This window comes from Streptomyces sp. NRRL F-5727 (assembly GCF_000719555.1).
Lineage (GTDB): Bacteria > Actinomycetota > Actinomycetes > Streptomycetales > Streptomycetaceae > Streptomyces.
Window position 1 is genome coordinate 18,937 of sequence record NZ_JOGX01000030.1, and the last position, 25,081, is coordinate 44,017.

Below are 25,081 nucleotides of genomic sequence, written 5' to 3' on the forward strand. Positions count from 1 at the left end.
GGGCTCAGACCAGGTTGACCGAGCGGGCCGAGGTGGCGCCGATCTCCGTGGCGATCTCCGCGATGACGGCCGCCGGGACGGTGTCGTCGACGGTGAGCACGACGAGCGCCTCGCCGCCCTCCTCGGTACGGGAGACCTGCATGCCCGCGATGTTCAGACCGGCCTCGCCGAGGATCCGGCCGACGGTGCCGACGACACCGGGACGGTCCTCGTAGCGCAGCACCACCATGTGGTCGGCGAGCGCGAGGTCCACGTCGTAGTCGCCGACGGCGACGATCTTCTGGAGGTGCTTGGGGCCGGCCAGGGTGCCGGAGACGGCGACCTCCTCGCCGCTGGAGAGGGTGCCGCGCACGGTGACCATGTTGCGGTGGTCGGGCGACTCGGAGCTGGTGGTGAGGCGGACCTCGACCCCGCGCTCCTGCGCGAACAGCGGCGCGTTCACGTACGACACGGTCTCGTCGACGACGTCCTCGAACACGCCCTTGAGCGCGGAGAGTTCGAGCACCTTGACGTCGTGCTGGGTGATCTCGCCGTACACCTCGACGTCGAGGCGGGCCGCGACCTCGCCCGCGAGGGCGGTGAAGATGCGGCCGAGCTTCTCGGCGAGCGGCAGACCCGGCTTCACGTCCTCGGCGATGACGCCGCCCTGGACGTTGACCGCGTCCGGGACCAGCTCGCCGGCGAGCGCGAGGCGCACCGACCTGGCGACGGCGATGCCGGCCTTCTCCTGGGCCTCGTCGGTGGAGGCGCCGAGGTGCGGGGTGCAGACGACCTGGTCGAGCTCGAAGAGCGGGGAGTCCGTGCAGGGCTCCTTCGCGTACACGTCGAGGCCGGCGCCGGCGACCCGGCCCTCCTTGAGGGCCGAGTACAGCGCGGCCTCGTCGACGATCCCGCCACGGGCGGCGTTGACGATGCGGACGCTCGGCTTGACCTTGTGCAGCGCCTCGTCACCGATGAGACCGACGGTCTCGGGGGTCTTCGGCAGGTGGACGGTGATGAAGTCGGCGACCTCCAGGAGCTCGTCCAGGGCCAGCAGCTTCACCCCCATCTGGGCGGCGCGGGCCGGCTGCACGTAGGGGTCGTACGCGACGATCTTCATGCCGAAGGCGGACATGCGCTGGGCGACCAGGACGCCGATGCGGCCGAGGCCGACGACGCCGAGGGTCTTCTCGCTGAGCTCGACGCCGGTGTACTTGGAGCGCTTCCACTCGCCGTTCTTCAGCGCGGTGTTGGCCTGCGGGATGTTGCGCGCGGTGGCGACGAGCAGACCGCACGCGAGCTCGGCGGCGGTGACGATGTTGGAGGTCGGGGCGTTCACGACCATCACGCCGGCCTTGGTGGCGGCGGAGACGTCCACGTTGTCCAGGCCGACGCCGGCGCGGGCGACGACCCGCAGCTTCTTGGCGGCGGCGATGGCCTCCGCGTCGACCTTGGTGGCCGAGCGGACGAGGATGGCGTCGACGTCGGCGATCGCGGGGAGCAGCTCGGCGCGGTCGGCGCCGTCGCAGTGCCGGATCTCGAAGTCCGGGCCCAGGGCGTCGACGGTGGCGGGCGACAGCTCTTCAGCGATGAGTACGACAGGTTTCGAGCTCACGTGAGTCCTCACAGAGGCAGTGCGGACGGCCGTCCCGACGGCCGCAGGCGGTGGAGGGGGCTTGCCGCGTGAAAGCGCACGACGCTGTGGGCCAGACGCGATGTTGTTGAGCAGTGTAGTGCCGCATCGGCACACGTCGTGCGCCTCGTTGGAAGGATCACCCGTCCGTGGTTGGACGGGGTGTCCAAGGATGCGGCACGGGGCCGGACAAGGTGTCCGGCCCCGTGCCGAGAGGCTTACGCCTCCTCGTCGTTCACCCAGCTCATGAGCTTGCGCAGCTCCTTGCCGGTGGTCTCCAGGAGGTGCTTCTCGTCCTGGGTCTTGTACTCGTTGTACTTCTTCAGACCGCCGTGGTACTCGTCCATCCAGTTCTTGGCGAAGGTGCCGTCCTGGATCTCGGTGAGGACCTTCTTCATCTCGGCCTTGGTGTCGGCGGTGATGACGCGCGGGCCGGTGACGTAGTCTCCCCACTCGGCGGTCTCGGAGACGGACCAGCGCATCTTCTCCAGGCCGCCCTCGTACATGAGGTCGACGATGAGCTTCAGCTCGTGCAGGCACTCGAAGTAGGCGATCTCCGGCTGGTAGCCGGCCTCGACCAGGGTCTCGAAGCCCGCCTTGACGAGCGCGGACGCTCCGCCGCAGAGGACGGCCTGCTCGCCGAAGAGGTCGGTCTCGGTCTCCTCGGTGAAGGTGGTCTTGATGACGCCGGCGCGGGTGCCGCCGATCGCCTTCGCGTACGACAGGGCGAGGGCGAACGCGTTGCCGGTGGCGTCCTGCTCGACGGCGGCGATCGCGGGGACGCCGCGGCCCTCCTCGTACTGACGGCGGACCAGGTGGCCCGGGCCCTTCGGGGCGACCAGGGCGACGTCGACGCCGGCCGGGGGCTTGATGAAGCCGAAGCGGACGTTGAAGCCGTGGGCGAAGAACAGCGCGTCGCCGTCCTTCAGGTTCGGGGCGATGGACTCCTCGTAGACCTTGGCCTGGATCGGGTCCGGGATCAGGATCATGATGAGGTCGGCCTCGGCCGCGGCCTCGGCGGGGGTGACCACGCGCAGGCCCTGCTCCTCGGCCTTGGCCTTGGACTTGGAGCCCTCGTGCAGACCGACGCGGACGTCGACACCCGAGTCGCGCAGCGACAGCGCGTGGGCGTGGCCCTGGCTGCCGTAACCGATCACCGCGACCTTGCGGCCCTGGATGATCGAGAGGTCGGCATCGGCGTCGTAGAACAGCTCGGCCACTGGAAATCTCCTTGAGGTGCTGGTGTTGCGTCCCACCGTACGGCGGGGAGCGGAAGGGAAGTTCTCTGGTCTCGTCAGTCGGACCGCCGGGCGGACCGGCGGTTGACGTCCGGTGACGCTCAGGCGCTGCGGTCGAGTGCCCGCAGGGACCGGTCGGTGATGGACCGGGCGCCACGCCCTATGGCGATGGTGCCCGACTGGACGAGCTCCTTGATGCCGAACTGCTCCAGCATCTTCAGCATGGCGTCCAGCTTGTCGCTCGAACCGGTGGCCTCGATGGTGACGGCCTCGGGCGAGACGTCGACGGTCTTGGCGCGGAAGAGCTTGACGATCTCGACGATCTGGGAGCGGGTCTCGTTGTCGGCGCGGACCTTCACCAGGACGAGCTCGCGCTGGATCGCGGCGCTGGGCTCGAGTTCGACGATCTTCAGGACGTTGACCAGCTTGTTGAGCTGCTTGGTCACCTGCTCCAGGGGCAGGTCCTCGACGTTGACCACGATGGTGATGCGGCTGATGTCGGGGTGCTCGGTGACGCCGACGGCGAGGGAGTCGATGTTGAAGCCGCGGCGGGAGAACAGGGCGGCGATCCGGGCGAGGATGCCGGGCGTGTTCTCGACCAGGACGGAGAGCGTGTGCTTGGACATGGTGTGTGGGTCTCTTCCCTGTGGCTCGTCGCTGCTCAGTCGTCTTCGCCGTCGCCGAAGTCGGGGCGGACGCCCCGGGCGGCCATGACCTCGTCGTTGGAGGTGCCGGCGGCGACCATCGGCCAGACCTGGGCGTCCTCGTGGACGATGAAGTCGATGACGACGGGCCGGTCGTTGATGGCGTTGGCCTCGGCGATGACCTTGTCGAGGTCGGCCGGGTCCTCGCAGCGCAGGGCGACGCAGCCCATGGCCTCGGACAGCTTCACGAAGTCCGGGACGCGGGTGCCCTTGGCCTCCGGGTTGACGTCGTCCGGGCCGGAGTGCAGGACCGTGTTGGAGTAGCGCTGGTTGTAGAAGAGGGTCTGCCACTGGCGGACCATCCCGAGGGCGCCGTTGTTGATGATGGCGACCTTGATCGGGATGTTGTTCAGGGCGCAGGTGGTGAGCTCCTGGTTGGTCATCTGGAAGCAGCCGTCGCCGTCGATCGCCCAGACCGTGCGGTCGGGCATGCCGGCCTTGGCGCCCATGGCGGCCGGGACGGCGTAGCCCATGGTCCCGGCGCCGCCGGAGTTCAGCCAGGTGGCGGGCTTCTCGTAGTCGATGAAGTGGGCGGCCCACATCTGGTGCTGGCCGACGCCGGCCGCGAAGATCGTGCCCTCGGGGGCGAGCTGGCCGATGCGCTGGATGACCTGCTGCGGCGAGAGGCTGCCGTCCTCCGGCAGGTCGTAGCCGAGCGGGTAGGTCTCGCGCCAGCGGTTCAGGTCGGACCACCAGGCCGCGTAGCCCGTGCGGGCGGCCTCGCCCTGGTTGCCCTCGCTGTGCTCGGCCTGGACCGCCTGCACCAGGTCGGCGATGACCTCGCGGGCGTCGCCGACGATCGGGACGTCGGCGGCGCGGTTCTTGCCGATCTCGGCCGGGTCGATGTCGGCGTGGACGATCTTGGCGTACGGGGCGAAGCTGTCCAGCTTGCCGGTGACGCGGTCGTCGAAGCGGGCGCCGAGGGCGACGATCAGGTCGGCCTTCTGGAGCGCGGTGACGGCGGTGACGGCGCCGTGCATGCCGGGCATGCCGACGTGCAGCGGGTGGCTGTCGGGGAAGGCGCCGAGGGCCATCAGGGTGGTGGTGACCGGGGCGCCGGTCAGCTCGGCGAGGACCTTCAGCTCGGCCGTGGCGCCCGACTTGATGACACCGCCGCCGACGTACAGGACCGGGCGCTTCGCGGCGGTGATCAGCTTCGCGGCCTCGCGGATCTGCTTGGCGTGCGGCTTGGTGACCGGGCGGTAGCCGGGCAGCTCGGTCTGCGGCGGCCAGGAGAAGGTGGTCTTCGCCTGGAGGGCGTCCTTGGCGATGTCGACCAGGACCGGACCGGGGCGGCCGGTGGAGGCGATGTGGAACGCCTCGGCGATGGTCCGCGGGATGTCCTCGGCCTTGGTGACCAGGAAGTTGTGCTTGGTGATCGGCATGGTGATGCCGCAGATGTCCGCCTCCTGGAAGGCGTCCGTGCCGATCGCCTTCGAGGCGACCTGGCCGGTGATCGCGACCATCGGGACGGAGTCCATGTGGGCGTCGGCGATCGGGGTGACCAGGTTGGTCGCGCCGGGGCCGGAGGTCGCCATGCAGACGCCGACCTTGCCGGTGGCCTGGGCGTAGCCGGTGGCCGCGTGGCCGGCGCCCTGCTCGTGGCGGACGAGGACGTGGCGGACCTTCTTGGAGTCCATCATCGGGTCGTACGCCGGGAGGATCGCGCCGCCCGGGATGCCGAAGACGGTGTCCGCGCCCACCTCTTCGAGAGAACGGATGAGGGACTGCGCACCCGTGACGTGCTCGACGGTGGGGGCGGGCGTCGCGCCGCTGCGGGGCCGCGGCTGCGGATGGTGCCCGGTGGCCTGCTCGGTCATCAGCATCTCTTCTCGAAGCAGAGGGTTTTTTGCGAGGTGTTTTACGGGGTTTTGCATCGACTTCGGGGAGAACCAGTGCAACAAAAAACCCCTCGTGCCGGAAGGCAAGCGAGGGGAGCGCGTCGGGTGGTTCTCAGCGGGCCTGATGGGGCCCGGCCTCAGCCGACGCGCTGTCCAAGTACGAGAATTCGGGTGCGCATGGCACTGACCCTCCCTCTCGGGCCTCGCCACTGTCAAGTGGGTGGGACACGCGTCTCATCATGTGAGCGGATCGGGGGACGGTTTCCGCCGCGCGTCCGGTCCCGTCCCGGCCGGAACGGAGACGGCGCCGGGCAGCGGATAGTCGCCCCGGACGAGGGCCCGGCGGAGCCGGTACTCGTCGAGCGGGCCCGCGAAGGCCATGCCCTGCGCGTGCCGGCAGCCCATGGCCCGCAGGGCGAGCACCTGCTCGGGGACGTCGACGCCCTCGGCGACGGTCTGCATGCCCAGCTCCCCGGCGATGCGGAGCACCCCGCTGGTGATCTTGCGGAGCCGGGCCGATTCGACCACGCCTTCGACGAGCGCTCTGTCCAGTTTCAGTATGTCGACCGGGAGGCGCCTGAGCGCGTGAACGGCGACATGTCCGCTGCCGAATCCGTCGAGCGCGATCCGCACGCCGAGCCGGCGCAGCGAGACCAGCCGCTGCTCCAGCTCGTCCAGGGGGATCCGGTGGTCGGTGTCGGCCAGCTCGATGACGAGCGAACCGGAGGGCAGCCCGTGCCGGGCCAGCAGGGCCTCGACGGAGCCGAGCGGGACCGAGCGGTCGAGGAGGCGGTGGGCCGCGAGCCGGATGGCCACCGGGGTGCGGTGGCCGCTGCCGGCCCGCTCGGCGGCCTGCTCGACCGCCTCCTCCAGGAGCCAGCGGCCCAGCTCGGCGGTGCGCTCGCCGTCGTCGGTGACCCGCAGGTACTCCGCGGGGGTGAAGAGGATGCCCTGGGCGGAGCGCCAGCGGGCCTGCGCGCTGACGGCGGAGATCCGGCCGGTGGCGAGGTCCACGACGGGCTGGTGGAGCAGGGCGAACTCGCCGTCGTGGAGCGCGCTGCGCAGCCGGGCGGCGAGTTCGGTGCGCCGGACGACCTCGGCCTGCACCTGGGGCCCGTACAGCTCGACCCGGTCCTTGCCGCCCGCCTTGGCCCGGTACATGGCGAGGTCCGCGTTGCGCAGCAGGTCGCCGGCGCCGATGCCGGGCTCGGCGAAGGCGACGCCGATGGAGGCGGCGACCCGGACCTCGGTGCCCCCGTCGACGCGGTAGGGGCGGGAGAGGGTGAGCCGGAGCCGGTCGGCGATCTCCTGGACCTGGGTCTCCCGGGCGGCCCGGTCGCGCTGGCCGTCGCCGAGGATGAGGGCGGCGAACTCGTCGCCGCCGAGCCGGGCGGCGGTGTCCCCGGCCCGTACGGCCTCCTGGAGGCGGCGGGCGGCCTGGATCAGCAGGTCGTCGCCTGCCTGGTGGCCGAGCCGGTCGTTGACCGCCTTGAAGCCGTCGAGGTCGATGAAGAGCACGGCGGTGCCGGGGTCGGAGGAGCGGCGGCCGCCGAGGGCCTGCCCGACGCGGCGGGTGAAGAGCGCGCGGTTGGGCAGGTCGGTGAGCGGGTCGTGCTCGGCGTTGTGCTGCAACTGGGCCTGGAGCCGGACCCGTTCGGTGACGTCGCGGCTGTTGAAGATCAGGCCGCCCTGGTGCCGGTTGACGGTGGACTCGACGTTGAGCCAGTCCCCGCCGCCGGAGCGGAAGCGGCACTCGATCCGGGTGGTGGGCTCCTCGGCGGGTGAGGCGGCGAGGAAGCGGCGCACCTCGTGGACGACGGCGCCGAGGTCCTCGGGGTGGATGAGCGCGGCCAGTTCGGTGCCGATCAGCTCGTCGGCGTCGCGCCCGTAGACCCCGCTGGCGGCGGGGCTGACGTACCGCAGCACGCCGCTGGGCGCGGCGATCATGATGACGTCGCTGGAGCCCTGCACGAGCGACCTGAAGTGGTTCTCCTTCTGGGCCAGTTCGTGGGTGAGGGCGATGTTGTCGATGAGCATGATGCCCTGGCGGACGACGAGGGCGAGGACGACGGCGCAGCCGGTGAGGACGACGACCCGGTCGATCCGGCGGCCCTCGACCACGTTGTACAGGATGCCGAGGGTGCAGACCGCGGCGGCGAGGTACGGGGTGAGGGCGGCGAGCGACCCGGCGATGGGCCTGCTGGGCAGTCCGGGGCCGCGGACGGCGGAGGTCTCCGGCGGCCGGCGGACGCCCCACGGGGCGTAGGCGAGCAGCAGCGAGCCGGCGAACCAGCCGGCGTCGAGCAGCTGGCCGGAGACGTAGTTGGCGCGCAGCAGCGGCGAGGTGAAGAGGGCGTCGCAGAGCACGGTGAGGGCGAGGGCGGCGATCGCGGTGTTGACCGCCGAGCGGTTCCCGTGGGAGCGACGGAAGTGGAGCGCGAGGACCATGCTGACGAGCACGATGTCGAGGAGCGGGTACGCCAGCGACAGCGCGGCCTGGGCCACCGACTCGCCCTGGAAGTGGGCGGTGTGGGCGAGGGCGAGGCTCCAGGAGAGGGTCAGCAGGGAGCCGGCGATGAGCCAGGCGTCGAGACCGAGGCACACCCAGCCGGCCCGGGTGACGGGCTTCTTGGCCAGGACGAGGAGTCCGACGATGGCGGGCGGGGCGAAGAGTAAGAAGAACAGGTCGGCGACGGAGGACTCGGGGACCTCCAGGCCGCGCACGACCTCGTACCAGCCCCAGACGGCGTTTCCGGCACCTGCCATGAAGGACGAGAAGGCGAAGAGGAGCCAGGCGGGGCGGGTGCCGCCGCGCTCGGTCCTGGCGTAGAGGAAGCAGGAGACGGCGGCGGTGAAGGCCGCGGCGCTCAGCCCGAAGTCGCCCATGAACAGGGCGAGTCGGGGGGAGCCCCAGCCGAGGGCGGCGCCGGTGGTGTAGCCGGCGCAGACCAGGCCGAGGGCGATCTGGGCGAGGAGCGAGCCGGCCCAGGAGGGCGGCCGCTCCGGTCCGGGCGCGGTCCGCTCGGGTCCGGGCAGGCCGGGTCCGGCGGGGGCGGGCACGCGCCGCATCAGGGCGGTCGCGCCGGTGCCGGTCACCGCGTCCTCCCGCCCCTCGTCGTGCCCGAAGCCGCCCGCCTCCCCGTCCGTCCCGCCGAAGGCGTGCGGGTTCGGGAGGTCGCGCGGGGCGCCGTCGGCCGCGCCCCGCGCGCGGGGGGCGCGGGTGTACGGCTCCGGGACGGAGGCGCGCAGGCGGGCCCGGGCGGGTGCGGCCGGGTCCGGCGCGGTCCGCTCGCGGGTCGGGACGGTGTCGACCGGCCGTGGCGCCTCGGCGCCGCAGTCGGGACACGGGTCCGGGACGCGGGGCGACGGCCCCGTGACGTCCGCGTGCTGCGGCGCGCCGTCCAGGCGCTCCGCGCGGTGGGGCGCGGCCTGGTCCGGCACCGAACGCGCGAGACCGGCAGCGAGGCGCGGGAGGTCGGCAGGCGGCGTCGCCGCGCGGGACCCTCGGTCCTCCGGCCGTGCCTCACCCGTCACCCCCCTCGGATTCTGATGGCCCGTCACTTCGCTCCCCAGCGTCAGCCCGTACACGACGCAGTCCCCCGATCCGGGACGATACACCAGGACCGTCACTCAGGGACAGGGCCGCAGTACTCTCCGTGACGGCCAGGGGGTCACGGGCGGCGCGCGGGGGGCGCGCACCGCCGGACGGCCTCAGGTGGTGCGGAGGACGTTGGCGAGCTCCTCCCCCGCCGCGAACCGCCCGACCTGCGCCGCGATCAGCCGCTTCGCCCTCGGCATGAACGCCGAGGTGGATCCGCCGACGTGGGGGGTGACGAGGACACCGGGAGCGTGCCACAGCGGATGCCCGGCCGGGAGCGGTTCCGGGTCGGTCACGTCCAGGGCCGCCGTGATCCGTCCGCTCTCCACCTCCTTGAGCAGGGCGTTCGTGTCGACCACCGGCCCGCGGGCGACGTTGACGAGCAGCGCGCCGTCCTTCATCCGGGCGAGGAAGCCCGCGTCGGCGAGGTGCCGGGTCTCCGGGGTCAGCGGGGTGGAGAGCACCACGACGTCGGCCTCGGGCAGCAGGGCGGGCAGGTCGGCGAGGGCGTGCACGGGCCCGCGGGCCGTGGTGCGCGCGGAGCGTGCGACGCGCACCACCCGCGCGCACTCGAAGGGCGCGAGCCGGTCCTCGATCGCCGAGCCGATCGATCCGTACCCGACGATCAGGACGGACTTGTCGGCGAGCGCCGGGTAGAAGCCGTCCCGCCACTCCTCGGCGTCCTGGCCCCGGACGAAGCGCGGGATGCCGCGCAGGGAGGCGAGGATCAGGGCGAGGGTGAGTTCGGCGGTGCTGGCCTCGTGCACCCCCCTGGCGTTGCAGACCGAGACGCCGGGGCCGAGCGAGCCGAGTCCGGGGACGACGTGGTCGATGCCGGCGGAGAGGGTCTGGACGACGCGGAGCGAGGTCATCGCGGCGAGCGGCCGGACCGCGACCGCCGAGCCCTTCATGTACGGGACGACGTAGAAGGCGCAGTCGGCCGGATCGGCCGGGAAGTCGGTTCCACCGTCCCAGAAGCGGTAGTTCAGTCCCGACGCGCCCGGGTCGGGCAGCCCGTCGATCTCGTCGGCGGGCATCGGAAGCCACACGTCGGCGGTGGTGGGTGCGAGTGTCATGAGCGGGAGGCTATGCGAAGAATCCCGCGCGCCATTGGTTACTTTGGGGGGCGGCACAGGGAGGGGTAGCGGCACGTGGAGCGCAGGACTATCGGGGCGACGGCGCTCGACGTGGGGGCCGTCGGCCTCGGCTGCATGCCGATGAACTGGGCCTACGGGCGGTCGGAGCAGCGGGGCGACCGCTCGCTGCGGGCCGTGCACGCGGCGCTGGACGCCGGGGTGAGCCTGCTGGACACGGCCGACATGTACGGGCCGTTCACCAACGAGCTGCTGCTGGGGCGCGTGCTGAAGGAGCGCCGGGCGGACGTCTTCGTGTCGACGAAGTGCGGGCTGCTCGTCGGCGACGGGCACGTGGTCGCCAACGGGCGGCCGGAGTACGTGCGCCGGGCCTGCGACGCCTCGCTGCGGCGCCTCCAGACGGACGTCCTCGACCTGTACCTGCTGCACCGGGCGGACCCGGAGGTGCCGGTGGAGGAGACCTGGGGGGCGATGGCGGGGCTGGTGGCCGCGGGCAAGGTGCGGGCGCTCGGGCTGAGCGCGGTCGGGGTGCGGCGGACCCGGCGGTCGCCGACCGGTGATCTGTACGAGGGAACGATCCGTCAGCTGGCCCGGGTGCAGCAGGTGTTCCCGGTGGCGGCGGTCCAGGCCGAGCTGTCGGTGTGGGCGCCGGAGGCCCTGGCGCGGCTGCTGCCCTGGTGCGGGGCGCGCGGGATCGGGCTGCTCGCGGCGATGCCGCTGGGGAGCGGTTTCCTGACCGGGACGCTGACGCCGGGCGGCGGTTTCGAGCCGGACGACCCGCGGGCCCGGCACCCGCGGTTCACGGCCGAGATGATGGCGGCGAACCAGCCGCTGGTGGCCGGGCTGCGGCGGGTGGCGGCACGGCACGGCGACGGGGTGACCCCGGCGCAGGTGGCGCTGGCGTGGGTGCTCGCACAGGGGCGGCACGTGGTGCCGGTGCCGGGGACGAAGCGGGAGCGGTGGGCGGTGGAGAACGCCGGGGCGGCGGGGCTGCGGCTCACCGACGGGGATCTGGCGGAGCTCGCCGCGCTGCCCGCGGCGCGCGAGTCCTGGGAGTATCCGCGGTCCTGACCTGCGGTTCGGCCGGACGTCCGGAAGGCGTCCGGGAAAGCGGGCCGGAGGCGGGAACGCGATCGGCGCGAGCGGTGTATCAAGAGGAGAAGGGATGCCGCTCGAACGCTCGTACCGTCGAAGGGACCGGATCATGAGCCGTCCTGCTGTGCTGAGGGCCCTGGGGGGTGCCGCCGCGCTGCTGTTCGCGGTGGGCTGCTCCTCGGACGCCGACACCGGTGTACGGGGCACCTCGCCGCCCGCCTCGTCGGCCCCCTCGTCCGCTCCGGCCCCGTCGTCGGCGCGGCCGGCCGGGGACGGACGGGTGACCGTGGCGGGGACGCTCACGGAGGGGCTGCGGTCGCCCTGGGGGCTCGCCGCGCTGCCGGGCGGCGATCTGCTGGTCTCCTCGCGGGACGAGCGGACCGTCACCCGGGTGGACGGGCGCAGCGGTGCGAAGACCTCGCTGGGCGAGGTGCCGGGGGTGGTGCCGGGCGGCGAGGGCGGACTGATGGGCCTGGCCGTGCGCGACGGGTGGGTGTACGCGTATCTGACCGCCGAGTCGGACAACCGCATCGTGCGGATGCGGTACGGCGGCGGGGCGGGCGACCGGCTGGGGGCGCCGGAGCCGGTGCTCACCGGCATCCCCAAGGGCGTGGTGCACAACGGCGGGCGGATCGCCTTCGGGCCGGACGGGATGCTGTACGCGGGGACCGGTGAGACCGGGCGGACCGGGCTGGCGCAGGACCGGGAGTCGCTGGGCGGGAAGATCCTGCGCATGACCCCGGAGGGGCGGCCGGCGCCGGGCAATCCCTTCCCCGGCTCGGTGGTCTATTCGTACGGGCACCGGAACGTGCAGGGGATCGCCTGGGACGCCGAGGGGCGGCTGTGGGCGGCCGAGTTCGGGCAGAACACCTGGGACGAGCTGAACCTGGTCGAGCCGGGGCGGAACTACGGCTGGCCGCATGCCGAGGGCAGGGCGGGCGAGGCGCGCTTCGTGGACCCGGTGGCGCAGTGGCCGACCTCGGAGGCGTCGCCGAGCGGGATCGCCTACGCCCGGGGCGCGGTGTGGATGGCGGGGCTGCGGGGCGAGCGGCTGTGGCGGATCCCCCTGTCGGGCGCGGAGCGGTCCGGGGAGCCGGAGGCGTTCCTGGCCGGGGAGTACGGGCGGCTGCGGACGGTCCTCGCGGGCGGGGACGGGCGGCTGTGGCTGGTGACGAGCGAGACCGACACCCGGGGCACGCCGGAGGCCGGGGACGACCGGATCCTGCGGCTCGACGTGAGATGACGGCCCCGGCCCGGGGTGGGGGCCGGGGCCGGGGGCGGGGTCAGCGGGGGGTGTCGAGGAGGTGGAGGCGGTGGGCCATCGCGGCGGCCTCGCCGCGGCCGGAGACGCCGAGCTTGGCGAGGATGTTGGAGACGTGGACGCTGGCGGTCTTCGGTGAGATGAACAGCTCCTCGGCGATCTGCCGGTTGGTGCGGCCGGCCGCGACCAGGCGCAGCACGTCCTGCTCGCGGGGGGTGAGACCGAAGGCGTCGGACTCGGGCTCCGGCTCCGGCTCCGCGGGCGCGTCGGCGGTGAGGAGGATCCGGGCGCGGGCGGCGAGCAGTTCGACGTCCTCGCGGAGCGGGCGGGCGCCGAGGGCGACGGCGGTGGCGTGGGCCTGGCGGAGCAGGGCCGTGGCCTCCTCGCGCCGGCCGCCCTCGGTGAGGAGGGCGTCGGCGAGCCGGTGGCGGGCGCGGGCCAGCGGGTAGGGCAGGCCGAGCGGGGTCCACGCCTCGACGGTCTCCGCCCAGCGGGCGGCGGTCTCGCGGCCCTCGGCGCGGGCCAGTTCCTCGCTGACCTGGGCCGCGTGGGCGGCCCAGACGGGGGCGGGGGCGGCGAGGGCGCGGACGCAGCGGCGGATGGCGGCCAGCGCCTCGGCTCGGCCCTCCTCGGCGGCGGGGAGGCCGCGGCTGTCGGCCTCGGCGGTGACGGCGGTGAGGACGAGCGGCCAGCCGTAGCGGTGGGTGCCGGGCGGGAAGCCGGCCTCGGCGGCGGTGGCGATCCGGGCCCGGACGTCGGCGAGGCGGCCCTCGGCGGCGGCCGTGGCGACGTCGGCGCCGGCCAGCGGCAGGGTGTACTGCGGGATCGGGTCGCGGGTGCCGTAGACGGCGCGGGCCTCGTCGAGGTGGCGGGCGGCGGTGGCGGTCTCGCCGCGGGCGACGGCGATCTGGGCGAGCCGGAGGTGGGCGGAGGCGCGGGGCTTGGTGCTGGTGGCGGAGGAGAGGAGGTGTTCGGCCTCGGCGCGGGCCTCGTCCCAGCGGCCGAGGGAGAGAAGGGACTCGGCCTTGTTGCCGCGGATCCAGCCGGCGGACTCGACCAGGCCGCGGGCGCGGGCGAGTTCGAGACCGGCGTCGGCGAGTTCGACGGCCTCGGCGGAGCGGCCGAGGGACTCCAGGGCGGAGACGATGTTGATGTGGGCGCGGGCCGCTTCGTGGAACTGGCCGAGGGCGGTGGTCCGTTCGCGGACCGCGTGCATCTCGGCGAGGCCGGCCTCGCGGTCGCCGGCGGCGACCATGATGGTGCCGAGGGTGAGGCGGGCGTTGAGCTCGGTCGCCTCGGCCTTCACCAGGCGGGCGTACTCGACGGCGCGTTCGGCGGCGGCGAGGGCGTCGGGGCCGGGGCTGCGGAGCATGCCCCAGCCGGCGGCGCCGGCGAGGACGACCGCGTGGACGGCGGACGGCGGCAGGCCCTTGACGAGTTCCTGGGCGCGGGAGATCTCGGTCCAGCCGTCGCCGCGGCCGAGGTTGGACTGGAGCCGGGCCTGCTCGGCCCAGAACCAGGCGGCGCGCAGGGGGTCGTGCTCGTCGTCGCCGTCGAGGAGGCGGAGCGCCATCTTGCCGATCTTGACGGCGCGCTCGCGTTCGCCGCAGAGCCGGGCGGCGACGGCGGCCTCGGCGAGGAGGTCGAGGTGGCGCAGCGGGGTGGTCTCGGGGTCGCAGCCGCAGGCCGGGTAGGACTCGGCGTAGTCCAGGGGGCGCAGGCCGGCGCGGATCTCGGCGGGGGCCTCGTCCCAGAGTTCCATGGCCCGTTCGAGAAGCCGGAGCTGTTCGGCGTAGGCGTAGCGCTTGCGGGTGGCGACGGAGGCGTCGAGGACGGCGGGGAGCGCCTTGGCCGGGTCGTGGGCGTGGTACCAGTACGTGGCCAGGCGGGTGGCCCGCTCGTCGGGGCGGACGAGGCCGGGGTCGGTCTCCAGGGCCTCGGCGTAGCGCCGGTTGAGGCGGGAGCGCTCGCCGGGGAGCAGGTCGTCGCTGACGGCCTCGCGGACCAGGGAGTGGCGGAAGCGGTAGCCCTCGCCGTCGGGGACGGCGAGCAGGATGTTGGCGCCGACGGCGGCGCGCAGCGCCTCGATGAGGTCGTCCTCGGCGAGGCGGGAGACGGCGGCGAGGAGTCCGTACTCGACAGTGGAGCCGCCCTCGGCGACGATCCGGGCGACCCGCTGGGCGTCCTCGGGGAGGGCCTCGACGCGGACCAGGAGGAGGTCGCGGAGGGAGTCGCTGAGCGGGCCGGTGCCGTCGCCGCAGGTGCGGGAGGCGACGAGCTCCTCGACGAAGAAGGCGTTGCCGTCGGAGCGGTCGAAGATCTCGTCGACGAGGCCGGGGGCGGGTTCGGCGGCCAGGATGCCGGTGAGCTGGCGGTGCACCTCGGTGCGGGTGAAGCGGGAGAGCTCGATGCGGCGGATGGTGCGCATCCGGTCGAGTTCGGCGAGGAGGGGGCGCAGCGGGTGGCGGCGGTGGATGTCGTCGGCGCGGTAGGTGGCGACGACCACGATCCGGCCGCGGCGCAGGGTGCGCAGCAGATAGGTGAGGAGGTGGCGGGTGGAGGTGTCGGCCCAGTGGAGGTCCTCGAGGACGAGGACCAGGGTGCGGTCGGCGGCGAGCCGTTCCAGCAGGCGGACGGTGAGCTCGAAGAGGCGGGCGGTGGCGTCCTCGTCCCCGGTGTCGGTGCCGCCGGGGTCGCCGAGCTCGGGGAGGAGGCGGGCGAGCTCGCCCTCGTGGCCGTCGGCCGCTGCGGCGACCTCCTCGGGGAGGCGGCGGCGCAGGGTGCGCAGGGCGGTGGAGAAGGGGGCGAAGGGCAGTCCGTCGGCGCCGAGCTCCACGCAGCCGCCGACGGCCACGACGGCGCCGGTGGCGCAGGCGGCGTCGCGGAACTCCTCGACGAGCCGGGTCTTGCCGACGCCGGCCTCGCCGGCGACGAGCAGGGCCTGGGGCTCTCCCGCGGTCGCGCGGGAGAGCGCCTCGGTGAGGGCGGTGAGTTCGCCGGCGCGGCCGACGAAGACGGGGCTGACGGACCTGGTCTCCACGGCGCCGAGCATCGCACAGGCGCCCCGCGGGTCACCCATACGGGGTCACGCGACCTGGGCGTAGTGGTCCCTGCCGGTGCTCACCCGCCCCTCCGTTTCATGGCGTCCGGCCCGGCGGGCGGCCTTGGCGGCGCGGGCGGCCTCGCGGCCGAGGCGCTGGGCGGCGGCCTCGCGGACCAGCTCGGCGTGGGCGGCGCGGTGGAGTTCGTAGACGAACATGGGGTGCTCCCTGGGCTGTGGTGTCGGTATCGCTCCTTGCGATGCCTCTACCTTCGTCGCCCAGCCGGTGCCGGGGCATCGGGCGAGTGCCGCATGTTCGGGGTGCGGGGGGCCTTAGGGAGGTCCGGGGGGTGCCTTAGGGCGCCCGGGGAGGGTCCGTACGCTCCCCGGGCGGGGGGTCTAGGCGTCCCGGGCGGCGCGCCAGTCGGGGGCGAGGACGGACCAGATCTCGGTGTCGGTGCGGGTGCCGCGGTAGAGGTAGTGCTCGCGCAGGACGCCGTCGCGGGTCATGCCGAGCCGGCGGGCGACGGCGATGCTGGACTCGTTCTTCGAGGAGACGAACCATTCGAGGCGGTGGATGCCCCGCTGGTCGACGGCCCAGTCGATGATGGTCCGGCAGGCGCGGGTGACCAGGCCGCGGCCGGCGGCGGCGGGTTCCAGCCAGCAGCCGACCTCGGCGTTGCCGGCGGCCACGTCCATGGTCCGGAACATGACGCCGCCGACGAGGGTGCCGTCGCTCCAGATGCCGTAGAGGCGTCCGGCGTCGTTCGCGGTCTTCTCGGCGTAGCCGCGGAGGAAGGCGCGGGCGGAGTCGAGGTCGTGGACGACGTCGGCGAGGCCGATGTGGGTGCCGACGTACTCCCGGCCGCGGTCCATGTGGGCGAGGAACTCCTCCGCCTGCCAGGGCTCCAGGGGCCTCAGCTCGGCGCCGTCGTCACCCAGCGATATCGCGAACATCCTCGTTCTCCTCCGTGGCCGGTGCCGTCACTCGCTGCCCGGGGATCTTCGCACGGGCGTCGGCGGCGCTCCGGCACTCGGGCGGTTCGATGCTGATCCGGGGCAGGATCCGGTCGAGGCTCCGGGGCAGCCACCAGTTGGCGCCGCCGAGCAGGTGCATCAGGGCGGGGACGAGGAGGGTCCGCAGGACGAAGGCGTCGAGGGCGACGGCGGCGGCGAGGGCGATGCCGAACATCGCGATGACCCGGTCGCCGGAGAGCACGAAGGCGAGGAAGACCGAGATCATGATGACCGCGGCGGAGTTGATCACCCGGCTGGTCTCGGCGAGGCCGACCCGGACCGCCCGCCGGTTGTCGCCGGTCTCCAGCCACTCCTCGTACATCCGGCTGACCAGGAAGACCTGGTAGTCCATGGAGAGGCCGAAGAGCACCGAGACCATGATCACGGGCAGGAAGGGCTCGATCGGGCCGGCGCTGCCGAGGCCGAGGAGTTCGGCGCCCCAGCCCCACTGGAAGATCGCGACGACGATGCCGAAGGCGGCGGCGACGGCGGCGATGTTCATCGCGGCGGCCTTGAGCGGGATGCCGAGGGAGCGGAAGGCGAGCAGCAGGAGCAGACAGCCGAGGGCGACGACGACGCCGACGAAGAGCGGGAGCTTGCCGACGATGATCTCGGCGAAGTCGTCGTACGAGGCGGTGATGCCGCCGACGTGGACGTCGAGGGAGGTGCCGGTCTCGGCGGCCGGGAGGACGTCGTGGCGGAGCCGGTCGACGAGCTCGCTGGTGGCCTTGGACTGCGGGGAGGAGTCGGGGACGACGGTGAGGACGGCGGTGTCCCCGGAGCCGTTGTAGGTGACCGGGGAGACGGCGGCGACGCCCCTGGTGGCGGCCAGCGCGTCCGGCAGCTGGTCGAGGGCGACCCGGTCGTCGGCGCCGTCGAGGCCGGCGACGAGGGTGAGGGGGCCGTTCACGCCCGGGCCGAAACCGTCGGCGAGGAGGTCGTACGCCTGCCGGGTGGTGGCGGTGGCCGGATTGTTGCCCTGGTCGGAGGTGCCGAGGTGGAGCGAGAGGGTCGGCAGCGCGAGGACGGTCATGACGACGAGGGCGACGGCCCCGAGCAGCTTGGGGTGGCGCTCGACGAAGGCGGACCAGCGGGCGGCGAAGCCGGTGGGCAGCTCGGGCTGGGGGCCGTGCTCGGCGAGCCTGCGGCGCTCGCGCCGGGAGAGGGCGCGCATGCCGATGAGGGAGAGCAGCGCGGGCAGCAGGGTGACCGAGGCGGCGACGGTGAGGACGACGGTGAGGGAGGCCGCGAGGGCGACGCCGTTGAGGAAGCTCAGCCGGAGGATGAGCATGCCGAGCAGGGCGATGCAGACGGTCGCGCCGGCGAAGACGACGGCCCTGCCGGTGGTGGCGACGGCGGTCTCGGCGGCCTCGGCGACGCTCAGGCCGCGTTTCAGGCCCTTGCGGTGGCGGGTGACGATGAAGAGCGCGTAGTCGATGCCGACGCCGAGACCGATGAGCATGCCGAGCATCGGGGCGAAGTCGGCGACGGTCATCACGTGCCCGAGGAGCACGATCCCGGAGTAGGCGATGCCGACGCTGACCAGGGCGGTCGCGATGGGCAGCAGGGAGGCGGCGAGGGAGCCGAAGGCGAGGAAGAGCACGACGGCGGCGACGGCCACGCCGACCGCCTCGGCGATGTGCCCGCCGGGCGCCTCGGTGAGGGCGACGGCGCTGCCGCCGAGCTCCACCTGGAGCCCGTCGGTCCCGGCCGCCTTCGCGGTGTCGACGAGGGCCCGTGCCTGCTCGACGGGGATGTCGTCGGCCTGCTCGCGGAACGTGACGGTGGCGTACGCGGTCCGCCCGTCCTCGCTGACCTGGCCGCGCGCGGCACCGTCCCCGTACGGGGAGGCGACGCCGGCGACGCCGGGCAGCGCGGCGACCTTCTCCAGCATCGGCCCGACCCGCTCCTGGACCGCGTCGGCGCGGACGCTGCCGCGCTCGGTGTGCCAGACGATGGTGTCGGTGTCCCCGCCGAGCCCCTGGAACCCGCGGTCGAGCAGGGCGGTGGCCCGCCCCGACTCGGTCCCGGGCACCTCGTAGTCGTTCGAGTACGCGCTGCCGGCGAAGGCGGCGGCGCCACCGACCCCGACGAGGGCGAGAACCCACAGGAGGACGGCGACGAGGCGGTGCCGGATGAACCACCGTGCGATGGCTGCCAAAGGACGTGCTCCCTGCCTGGATCGGTGCTCGCGGCCCACTGTCGCAGCCAAACGTGATCGTTTGACCGTTTCGTGTCGATCCTCACAGATCGCGGGGGGATGGGAGCGGCATCATGCGCAGGACGGCTCTCTGCGGAAGTACGCCTCCGGGCTCGCCGCACCGGTCACCTTCGCCGCGTCGGGACTGGGCCCTGCCGTCCGGGGAGCAGCGGTCGTGCCTGCGCTCGACGGTCACGTGGACGTCGGGTCCGCCGCGGGCATCGAGGGCCGGCCCCCAGGACGGCCGCACAGGCCCGCGCGACGCGCCCGCCGCTCACGCCCCGCCCGACGCGCTTCCCGGGCATGTTCCAGCAGACGCGCTCGGGCAGACTGGGGACAGCCTCGTCCTCACTCGCCGCACAGCTCGCCAGCAGACCTGCCGTGACCACGGCAGTCGATACCGCTGCGGCAGTACGGGAAACCTGGCGCTACGCGGTGTCGGTCTTGAGCTGTTCCCCCTCGTCCCAGGACATCTGCTCCCCCTCGTTCGGCCCCTGTGAACGGCCCGTGGACCTCACGCGCGCGGGTCGTCTCGCTTCACAGTAGCCAAGACGGCCCTGCCGCAACCGCCCGGGGAAGGGCCACGGTGCGTGCGCGCGTGCGAAGGGGCGGGGTCGTGGCCGGTGCGTGCCGCCTTCGTCGGCGCGGGGGGCTGCCGCGCACCTCGGTTGACCCCCGACTCCCCCGGGCGGCAAGCTGACTTCCTGTCATTCACTGTGCCTTGGGGGAACGTTGAGCAAGTCGGCACACCACATCGGGCCTGACTCCGCACCGGACCGCTACCGGTTGCTGCGCTCCATCGGACGCGGTGGGGAGGCGGTGCTCTACCTCGCCGAGATCGAGCTCGCGGGCGGCACCGAACCCGTCGTCGTCAAGGTCCTCGACTCCAAGACGACGATCACGCCCGAGATCTTCGAGCGGGTCAGCCGCAAGTGGAACGAGCAGGCCGAGCTGCTGCGCTTCGTCAGCCGTCCCGGCGTCGTCGGTGTGCGCGAGCACTTCCAGGGCTCGCCCATCCACGCGCCCGGCGAGTCCGGCACGCTCACCGGCCGGGCCCTCGTGCTGGTCATGAACCACGTCGACGGGCTCGACCTGCGCGACTGGCGCGCCGAGCGGACCCTGGCCACCCCGGCCGAGCGGCGCGAGGTCATGCGGACGCTCGAACAGCTCGCGGACGTCCTCGACTGGCTGCACTCGGGCAAGGCCACGCCGTCCGGGCGGACCGTCGTCCACGGCGACCTCTCGCCGGGGAACGTGATGGTCGACGAGCACGGCCAGGCCACCCTCGTCGACTTCGGCCTCAGCAAGCTGACCGCCGACCACCAGACCGCCGAGGTCTGGTTCACCCCCGGCTACGCGGCGCCCGAGATCTTCGAGGGAAAGCGGACGCCGGCCACCGACCGGTACGCCTTCGGTGCCATCGCCTACTTCCTGCTGAGCGGCCAGTCCCCGCCGGCCTCGCCGGAGCAGCTCGCGGCCGCGCTCGCCGCCGTGCCGCAGATCGCCGGGCTGCCGGAGGAGCAGCGCCGGCGGGTGCTCGCCATCGCGGCGGCGGACGCGGACAGGCGTCCGCTGTCGCTGTCGTCGTGGGTCAAGGAGGTCCGGCACGGGGTCGTCTCCACCACGACGACCTCCCGTCCGGCGACCCCGCGGGACGCGCCCCCGAAGGACGCGCCCCCGAAGGACGCGGCTCCGCAGGACGCCGTCCCGCCCCGCCCGGCCGCCGCGCCGGCCGTGCCGCCGCTCCCCGTCGCCCCGCCCGTGGGACCCCCGCCGGCCGAGCCGCCCGCCCCGCCGGTGCAGGACGCCGCGCCCACTCCCCCGCCCGCCCAGCCCGCCCAGCCCGTTCAGTCCGTCCAGCCGTCGGTCTCCGCGCCCGCGCCCGTCGGGCACGACGCAGGGCAGGGCGCGTACGGTCCGCCGACCGCCGGCGTTCCCGCGTACGGCGGGCCGGGCTACGGCGGGCAGGGGTTCGGGCCTCCGACGGCCGGGATGCCCACCGTCGGCGGGCCCGGCGGACCGACCGGCCCCGTGCCGAAGCGGTCGCCGGAGCCGCGCAGGCGTCGCCGCAAGGGGCCGCTGATCGGCGCCGTCGCCGGTGTCCTCCTGGTCGCCGTCCTCGCGGTGGTCGGCATCCGGCTGCTCGGCGACCGCGACGCCGACAACGGCAAGAACGACCAGGCCGGACCCTCCGAAACGACGGCCGCGCCGGCGAGCGCCGAGACGCCCTCCGAGGAGCCGACCACCGACGCGCCCACCGAGGAGCCGACGACGGAGGAGCCCACGGAGGAGCCGACCGCCGAGCCGACCGAGAGCGGCAGCCCGTCGGTCGACCCCGGCTCCGTGCCGGACGCGACCGAGGCCGACCTCACCACCCTCGCGTCCGTCAGCGAGCCCGACAACGTCAGGATCGGCAGCGCGAAGATCAACACCAAGGAGTACGGCTCCGCCCTGATCGGCGACTGCTACTACGGCGGCTACGTCGAGTACGACCTGAACCGGGAGTGGAAGACCTTCGAGTTCACCGCCGGCGTCGACGACGGCTCGAAGGTCGAGACCGCCCGGGTCGTGATCTCCGTCGACGACAAGCCCGCGCTCTTCAACGAGACGGTGCGTCTGGGCAAGCCGATCTCCGAGACCCTGGACATCACCGGGGCCCTGCGGCTGCGCCTGAAGGTCGAGGAGACCTGCACCGACTCCGGCAGCGGGATCATCGCCGCCCCGATGCTCAAGCGGTAGCCCGTACGACGAAGGAGCGGCCCCGCACCGGAACTCCGGTGCGGGGCCGCTCTCGTGCGCGTACGGGCCGGAGGGCTCAGCCCTCGGTGACGCCCAGCTTCTCCAGGATGAGGTCCTTGACCTTCGCCGCGTCGGCCTGGCCACGGGTGGCCTTCATGACCGCGCCGACCAGCGCGCCGACCGCCGCGACCTTGCCGCCGCGGATCTTGTCGGCGATCGCCGCGTTGCCCGCGATGGCCTCGTCGACGGCCGCGCCGAGCGCGCCGTCGTCGGAGACGACCTTCAGACCGCGCTTCTCGACGACCTCGTCCGGGGTGCCCTCGCCGGCGAGGACGCCCTCGATGACCTGGCGGGCCAGCTTGTCGTTGAGGTCGCCGCCGGCCACCAGGGCCGAGACCCGGGCCACGTCCGCCGGCGTGATGGGCAGCTCCTCCAGGGAGACGCCCTTCTCGTTGGCGTTGCGGGCCAGCTCGCCCATCCACCACTTGCGGGCCGAGGCCGCGTCCGCGCCCGCCTCGATCGTGGCGACGATCGGGTCGACCGCGCCCGCGTTGAGGATGGACTGCATCTCCTGCTCGGAGACGGCCCACTCCTCGCGCAGCCGGTTGCGGCGCACGCGCGGCAGCTCGGGCAGACCCTTGCGCAGCTCCTCGACCCACTCGCGGGACGGGGCGACCGGGACCAGGTCCGGCTCCGGGAAGTAGCGGTAGTCCTCGGCGTTGTCCTTGATGCGGCCGGAGGTGGTGGAGCCGTCGTCCTCGTGGAAGTGACGGGTCTCCTGCACGATGGTGCCGCCGGACTCCAGGACCGCCGCGTGGCGCTGGATCTCGAAGCGCGCCGCCCGCTCCACGGAGCGGAGCGAGTTCACGTTCTTCGTCTCCGAGCGGGTGCCGAAGGTGCTCGAACCCTTCGGCATCAGCGACAGGTTGACGTCGCAGCGCATCTGGCCCTTGTCCATGCGCGCCTCGGAGACGCCCAGGGAGCGGATGACCTCGCGCAGCTCGGCGACGTACGCCTTGGCGACCTCGGGGGCGCGGTCACCGGCGCCGACGATCGGCTTGGTGACGATCTCGATCAGCGGGATGCCGGCCCGGTTGTAGTCGAGCAGCGAGTGCGAGGCGCCGTGGATGCGGCCGGTCGCGCCACCGATGTGGGTGGACTTGCCGGTGTCCTCCTCCATGTGGGCGCGCTCGATCTCCACGCGGAAGACCTCGCCGTCCTCCAGCTGGACGTCCAGGTAGCCGTTGAAGGCGATCGGCTCGTCGTACTGGGAGGTCTGGAAGTTCTTCGGCATGTCCGGATAGAAGTAGTTCTTCCGGGCGAAGCGGCACCACTCGGCGATCTCGCAGTGCAGCGCGAGGCCGATCTTGATCGCGGACTCGACGCCGATCTCGTTCACGACCGGCAGCGCGCCGGGCAGGCCGAGGCAGGTCGGGCACGTCTGCGCGTTGGGATCGGCGCCCAGCTCGGTCGAGCAGCCGCAGAACATCTTGGTCTTCGTGCCGAGCTCGACATGGACCTCCAGGCCCATGACGGGGTCGAACGAGGCCAGTGCCGCCTCGTACGACAGCAGTTCAGTGACAGTCACGGTGGAACTTTCCCTCTCAGCCCAGCAGGACGTCGTCGTCGCCGAGGCGCTTCAGCTCGCGGTACAGGATCGCGAGGCCGGTGACGATGGCGGCGGCGGACACGGCGGAGTCGATCAGGCGCAGCATGTCGTGGTCGTTGCGGGCCAGCCTGGCCTGCTTGGCGACGCTGACGGCACCGAACGCGGTGGTCGCGAGCGAGACGTAGATCCCGGTCTTCGACTTCTTGAAGTTCTTGGCCTTCTTTGCCATGGCACTCACAGCGACGGAGCCTCCTCGTGCAGCGGGTGGCCCCACTTTTCCACGAAGGCGGCCTCGACGGCGGCACCGACCTTGTAGAGCCGGTCGTCCTGCATGGCGGGGGCGATGATCTGCAGCCCGACCGGGAGGCCGTCCTCCGGCGCCAGGCCGCAGGGCAGCGACATGGCGGCGTTGCCGGCCAGGTTGGTCGGGATGGTGCACAGGTCCGCGAGGTACATCGCCATCGGGTCGTCGGCGCGCTCGCCGATCGGGAAGGCGGTGGTCGGGGTCGTCGGGGAGACGATCACGTCGACCTGCTCGAACGCCTTCTCGAACTCGCGGGTGATGAGGGTGCGGACCTTCTGGGCCGAGCCGAACCACGCGTCGTAGTAGCCGGAGCTGAGCGCGTAGGTGCCCAGGATGATGCGGCGCTTCACCTCGGGGCCGAAGCCGGCCTCGCGGGTGAGGGCGGTGACGTCCTCGGCGGACCGGCTGCCGTCGTCGCCGGCGCGCAGGCCGTACCGCAGGCCGTCGAAGCGGGCCAGGTTGGACGAGCACTCGGACGGCGCGATCAGGTAGTACGCCGAGAGGGCCAGGTCGAAGGTCGGGCAGTCCAGCTCGACGACCTCGGCGCCCAGCTCCTTCAGCAGCTCGACGGACTCGTCGAAGCGCTGCATGACGCCGGCCTGGTAGCCCTCGCCGCGGAACTGCTTGACGACGCCGACGCGCATCCCGGCCACCGAGCCGTTGCGGGCGGCCTCGACCATCGGCGGGACCGGCAGGTCGATGGAGGTGGAGTCGAGCGGGTCGTGGCCGGCGATCGCCTCGTGCAGCAGGGCCGCGTCCAGGACCGTACGGGCGCAGGGGCCGCCCTGGTCGAGGGAGGAGGAGAAGGCGACCATGCCGTAGCGGGAGACCGAGCCGTAGGTCGGCTTGACGCCGACGGTGCCGGTGACGGCGGCGGGCTGGCGGATCGAGCCGCCGGTGTCCGTGCCGATGGCCAGCGGGGCCTGGTACGCGGCGAGCGCGGCCGAGGAGCCGCCGCCGGAGCCGCCGGGGATCCGGGTGAGGTCCCAGGGGTTGCCGGTCGGGCCGTAGGCGCTGTTCTCGGTGGAGGAGCCCATGGCGAACTCGTCCATGTTGGTCTTGCCGAGGATGACCACGTCGGCGGCCTTCAGGCGCTTGACCAGCGTGGCGTCGTACGGCGGGATCCAGCCCTCGAGCATCTTCGAGCCGACCGTGGTGGGCACGCCCTGGGTCGTGAAGATGTCCTTGAGGGCCAGCGGGACGCCGGCCAGCGGGCCGAGCTTCTCGCCGCGGGCGCGCTTCTCGTCGACGGCGCGGGCCTGCGCGAGCGCGCCCTCGCGGTCGACGTGCAGGAAGGCGTGCACCTTCTCGTCGACGGCGTCGATGCGGGCCAGGTGGGCCTCGGTGACCTCGACCGCGGTCAGCTCGCCGGAAGCGATCTTCGCGGCGATCTCGGCGGCGTCGAGCTTGATGATGTCCGTCATGGTCAGTCCTCCCCCAGGATCTGCGGCACCTTGAAACGCTGCTGTTCCTGGGCGGGGGCGCCGGAGAGCGCCTGCGCGGGGGTGAGCGAAGGGCGGACCTCGTCCGCGCGCATGACGTTCGTCAGCGGCAGCGGGTGGGAGGTCGGCGGTACGTCCTGCTCGGCGACCTCGGAGACGCGGGCGACCGCGCCGATGATGTCGTCGAGCTGACCGGCGAAGTGGTCGAGTTCCTCGTCGGCGAGTTCCAGACGCGCCAGCCGAGCGAGGTGTGCGACCTCCTCGCGCGTGATGCCAGGCATGCAGCG

16 protein-coding genes and 1 pseudogene are annotated in these 25,081 nt (G+C 73.2%); 3 read left to right on the forward strand and 14 right to left on the reverse strand.

The genetic code is table 11. The features are described 5' to 3' along the window. Positions 1-4: 4 nt before the first annotated feature. The 6 genes and pseudogenes from serA to IF73_RS0121075 form a co-directional block, all read right to left on the reverse strand. Positions 5-1,594, reverse strand: coding sequence for a phosphoglycerate dehydrogenase (gene serA / locus IF73_RS0121050; RefSeq protein ID WP_031010333.1), 1,590 nt, complete (start codon positions 1,592-1,594; stop codon positions 5-7). A gap of 236 nt (positions 1,595-1,830) precedes the next feature. Then, a complete protein-coding gene (gene ilvC / locus IF73_RS0121055) occupies positions 1,831-2,832 on the reverse strand; it encodes a ketol-acid reductoisomerase (protein WP_031010335.1) in 1,002 nt (333 codons plus the stop codon). Between the two features lie 119 nt (positions 2,833-2,951). Next, positions 2,952-3,476, reverse strand: coding sequence for an acetolactate synthase small subunit (gene ilvN, locus IF73_RS0121060; RefSeq protein WP_031010337.1), 525 nt, complete (start codon positions 3,474-3,476; stop codon positions 2,952-2,954). A gap of 35 nt (positions 3,477-3,511) precedes the next feature. Beyond that, the gene (locus IF73_RS0121065) at positions 3,512-5,380 is read right to left on the reverse strand and encodes an acetolactate synthase large subunit (RefSeq protein WP_031010340.1); all 1,869 of its coding nucleotides are present in this window, start codon (positions 5,378-5,380) and stop codon (positions 3,512-3,514) included. 227 nt (positions 5,381-5,607) lie between these two features. Then, positions 5,608-8,464 (reverse strand): annotated as a pseudogene (locus tag IF73_RS37880) (putative bifunctional diguanylate cyclase/phosphodiesterase). Positions 8,465-9,106: 642 nt separating this feature from the next. Then, complete coding sequence (locus tag IF73_RS0121075) at positions 9,107-10,069, reverse strand: 2-hydroxyacid dehydrogenase (RefSeq protein ID WP_031010342.1); 963 nt, start codon at positions 10,067-10,069, stop codon at positions 9,107-9,109. A gap of 75 nt (positions 10,070-10,144) precedes the next feature. Here IF73_RS0121075 and IF73_RS0121080 point away from each other — a divergent pair, with 75 nt between their 5' ends. Beyond that, on the forward strand, positions 10,145-11,158 hold the full coding sequence (locus IF73_RS0121080) for an aldo/keto reductase (protein ID WP_037879917.1): 1,014 nt from the start codon (positions 10,145-10,147) through the stop codon (positions 11,156-11,158). A gap of 133 nt (positions 11,159-11,291) precedes the next feature. Beyond that, entirely contained in the window at positions 11,292-12,425 is a 1,134-nt protein-coding gene (locus IF73_RS0121085; RefSeq protein WP_031010345.1) for a PQQ-dependent sugar dehydrogenase, read from the forward strand. A gap of 40 nt (positions 12,426-12,465) precedes the next feature. Here IF73_RS0121085 and IF73_RS42745 read toward each other — a convergent pair whose 3' ends face one another. The 4 genes from IF73_RS42745 to IF73_RS0121105 all read right to left on the reverse strand — a co-directional run bounded on the left by IF73_RS42745 (position 12,466) and on the right by IF73_RS0121105 (position 18,661). Beyond that, positions 12,466-15,495, reverse strand: coding sequence for a helix-turn-helix transcriptional regulator (locus tag IF73_RS42745; RefSeq protein WP_037879931.1), 3,030 nt, complete (start codon positions 15,493-15,495; stop codon positions 12,466-12,468). 33 nt (positions 15,496-15,528) lie between these two features. Then, positions 15,529-15,702 carry a hypothetical protein gene (locus tag IF73_RS41500; protein WP_199806685.1) on the reverse strand — a complete coding sequence of 58 codons (174 nt, stop codon included), beginning with the start codon at positions 15,700-15,702 and terminating at the stop codon, positions 15,529-15,531. Positions 15,703-15,882: 180 nt separating this feature from the next. Further along, positions 15,883-16,440: a GNAT family N-acetyltransferase gene (locus tag IF73_RS0121100; RefSeq protein WP_031010349.1), complete on the reverse strand. Its 558-nt coding sequence runs from the start codon at positions 16,438-16,440 to the stop codon at positions 15,883-15,885. Beyond that, a complete protein-coding gene (locus tag IF73_RS0121105; RefSeq protein ID WP_031010352.1) occupies positions 16,418-18,661 on the reverse strand; it encodes an MMPL family transporter in 2,244 nt (747 codons plus the stop codon). Before IF73_RS0121105 ends, IF73_RS0121100 begins: the two co-directional genes overlap by 23 nt. A gap of 771 nt (positions 18,662-19,432) precedes the next feature. Here IF73_RS0121105 and IF73_RS0121110 point away from each other — a divergent pair. Continuing rightward, positions 19,433-21,439 (forward strand): protein kinase domain-containing protein, encoded by a 2,007-nt coding sequence (locus tag IF73_RS0121110; protein ID WP_063833460.1) that lies wholly within the window; start codon positions 19,433-19,435, stop codon positions 21,437-21,439. A 76-nt stretch (positions 21,440-21,515) separates the two neighbouring features. On the opposite strand, the gene gatB is transcribed toward IF73_RS0121110, so the two are convergent. From gatB to gatC, 4 genes are read right to left on the reverse strand one after another with little or no spacing between them, the layout of a single operon-like run. Beyond that, a complete protein-coding gene (gene gatB / locus IF73_RS0121115; RefSeq protein WP_031010357.1) occupies positions 21,516-23,027 on the reverse strand; it encodes an Asp-tRNA(Asn)/Glu-tRNA(Gln) amidotransferase subunit GatB in 1,512 nt (503 codons plus the stop codon). Between the two features lie 16 nt (positions 23,028-23,043). Continuing rightward, the gene (locus IF73_RS0121120) at positions 23,044-23,277 is read right to left on the reverse strand and encodes a hypothetical protein (RefSeq protein WP_031010360.1); all 234 of its coding nucleotides are present in this window, start codon (positions 23,275-23,277) and stop codon (positions 23,044-23,046) included. Between the two features lie 5 nt (positions 23,278-23,282). Further along, on the reverse strand, positions 23,283-24,776 hold the full coding sequence (gatA, locus tag IF73_RS0121125; protein ID WP_031010362.1) for an Asp-tRNA(Asn)/Glu-tRNA(Gln) amidotransferase subunit GatA: 1,494 nt from the start codon (positions 24,774-24,776) through the stop codon (positions 23,283-23,285). A gap of 2 nt (positions 24,777-24,778) precedes the next feature. Continuing rightward, a complete protein-coding gene (gene gatC / locus IF73_RS0121130; protein WP_030492502.1) occupies positions 24,779-25,075 on the reverse strand; it encodes an Asp-tRNA(Asn)/Glu-tRNA(Gln) amidotransferase subunit GatC in 297 nt (98 codons plus the stop codon). Between the last annotated feature and the right edge of the window lie 6 nt (positions 25,076-25,081).

Coding starts and splice junctions, on each gene's coding strand:
- ilvN (WP_031010337.1), bottom strand. CDS start 3,476: ATGTCCAAGCACACGCTCTCCGTCCTGGTCGAGAACACGCCCGGCATC.
- IF73_RS0121065 (WP_031010340.1), bottom strand. CDS start 5,380: ATGCTGATGACCGAGCAGGCCACCGGGCACCATCCGCAGCCGCGGCCC.
- IF73_RS0121075 (WP_031010342.1), bottom strand. CDS start 10,069: ATGACACTCGCACCCACCACCGCCGACGTGTGGCTTCCGATGCCCGCC.
- IF73_RS0121085 (WP_031010345.1), top strand. CDS start 11,292: ATGAGCCGTCCTGCTGTGCTGAGGGCCCTGGGGGGTGCCGCCGCGCTG.
- IF73_RS42745 (WP_037879931.1), bottom strand. CDS start 15,495: ATGCTCGGCGCCGTGGAGACCAGGTCCGTCAGCCCCGTCTTCGTCGGC.
- IF73_RS41500 (WP_199806685.1), bottom strand. CDS start 15,702: ATGTTCGTCTACGAACTCCACCGCGCCGCCCACGCCGAGCTGGTCCGC.
- IF73_RS0121100 (WP_031010349.1), bottom strand. CDS start 16,440: ATGTTCGCGATATCGCTGGGTGACGACGGCGCCGAGCTGAGGCCCCTG.
- IF73_RS0121120 (WP_031010360.1), bottom strand. CDS start 23,277: ATGGCAAAGAAGGCCAAGAACTTCAAGAAGTCGAAGACCGGGATCTAC.
- gatA (WP_031010362.1), bottom strand. CDS start 24,776: ATGACGGACATCATCAAGCTCGACGCCGCCGAGATCGCCGCGAAGATC.
- gatC (WP_030492502.1), bottom strand. CDS start 25,075: ATGCCTGGCATCACGCGCGAGGAGGTCGCACACCTCGCTCGGCTGGCG.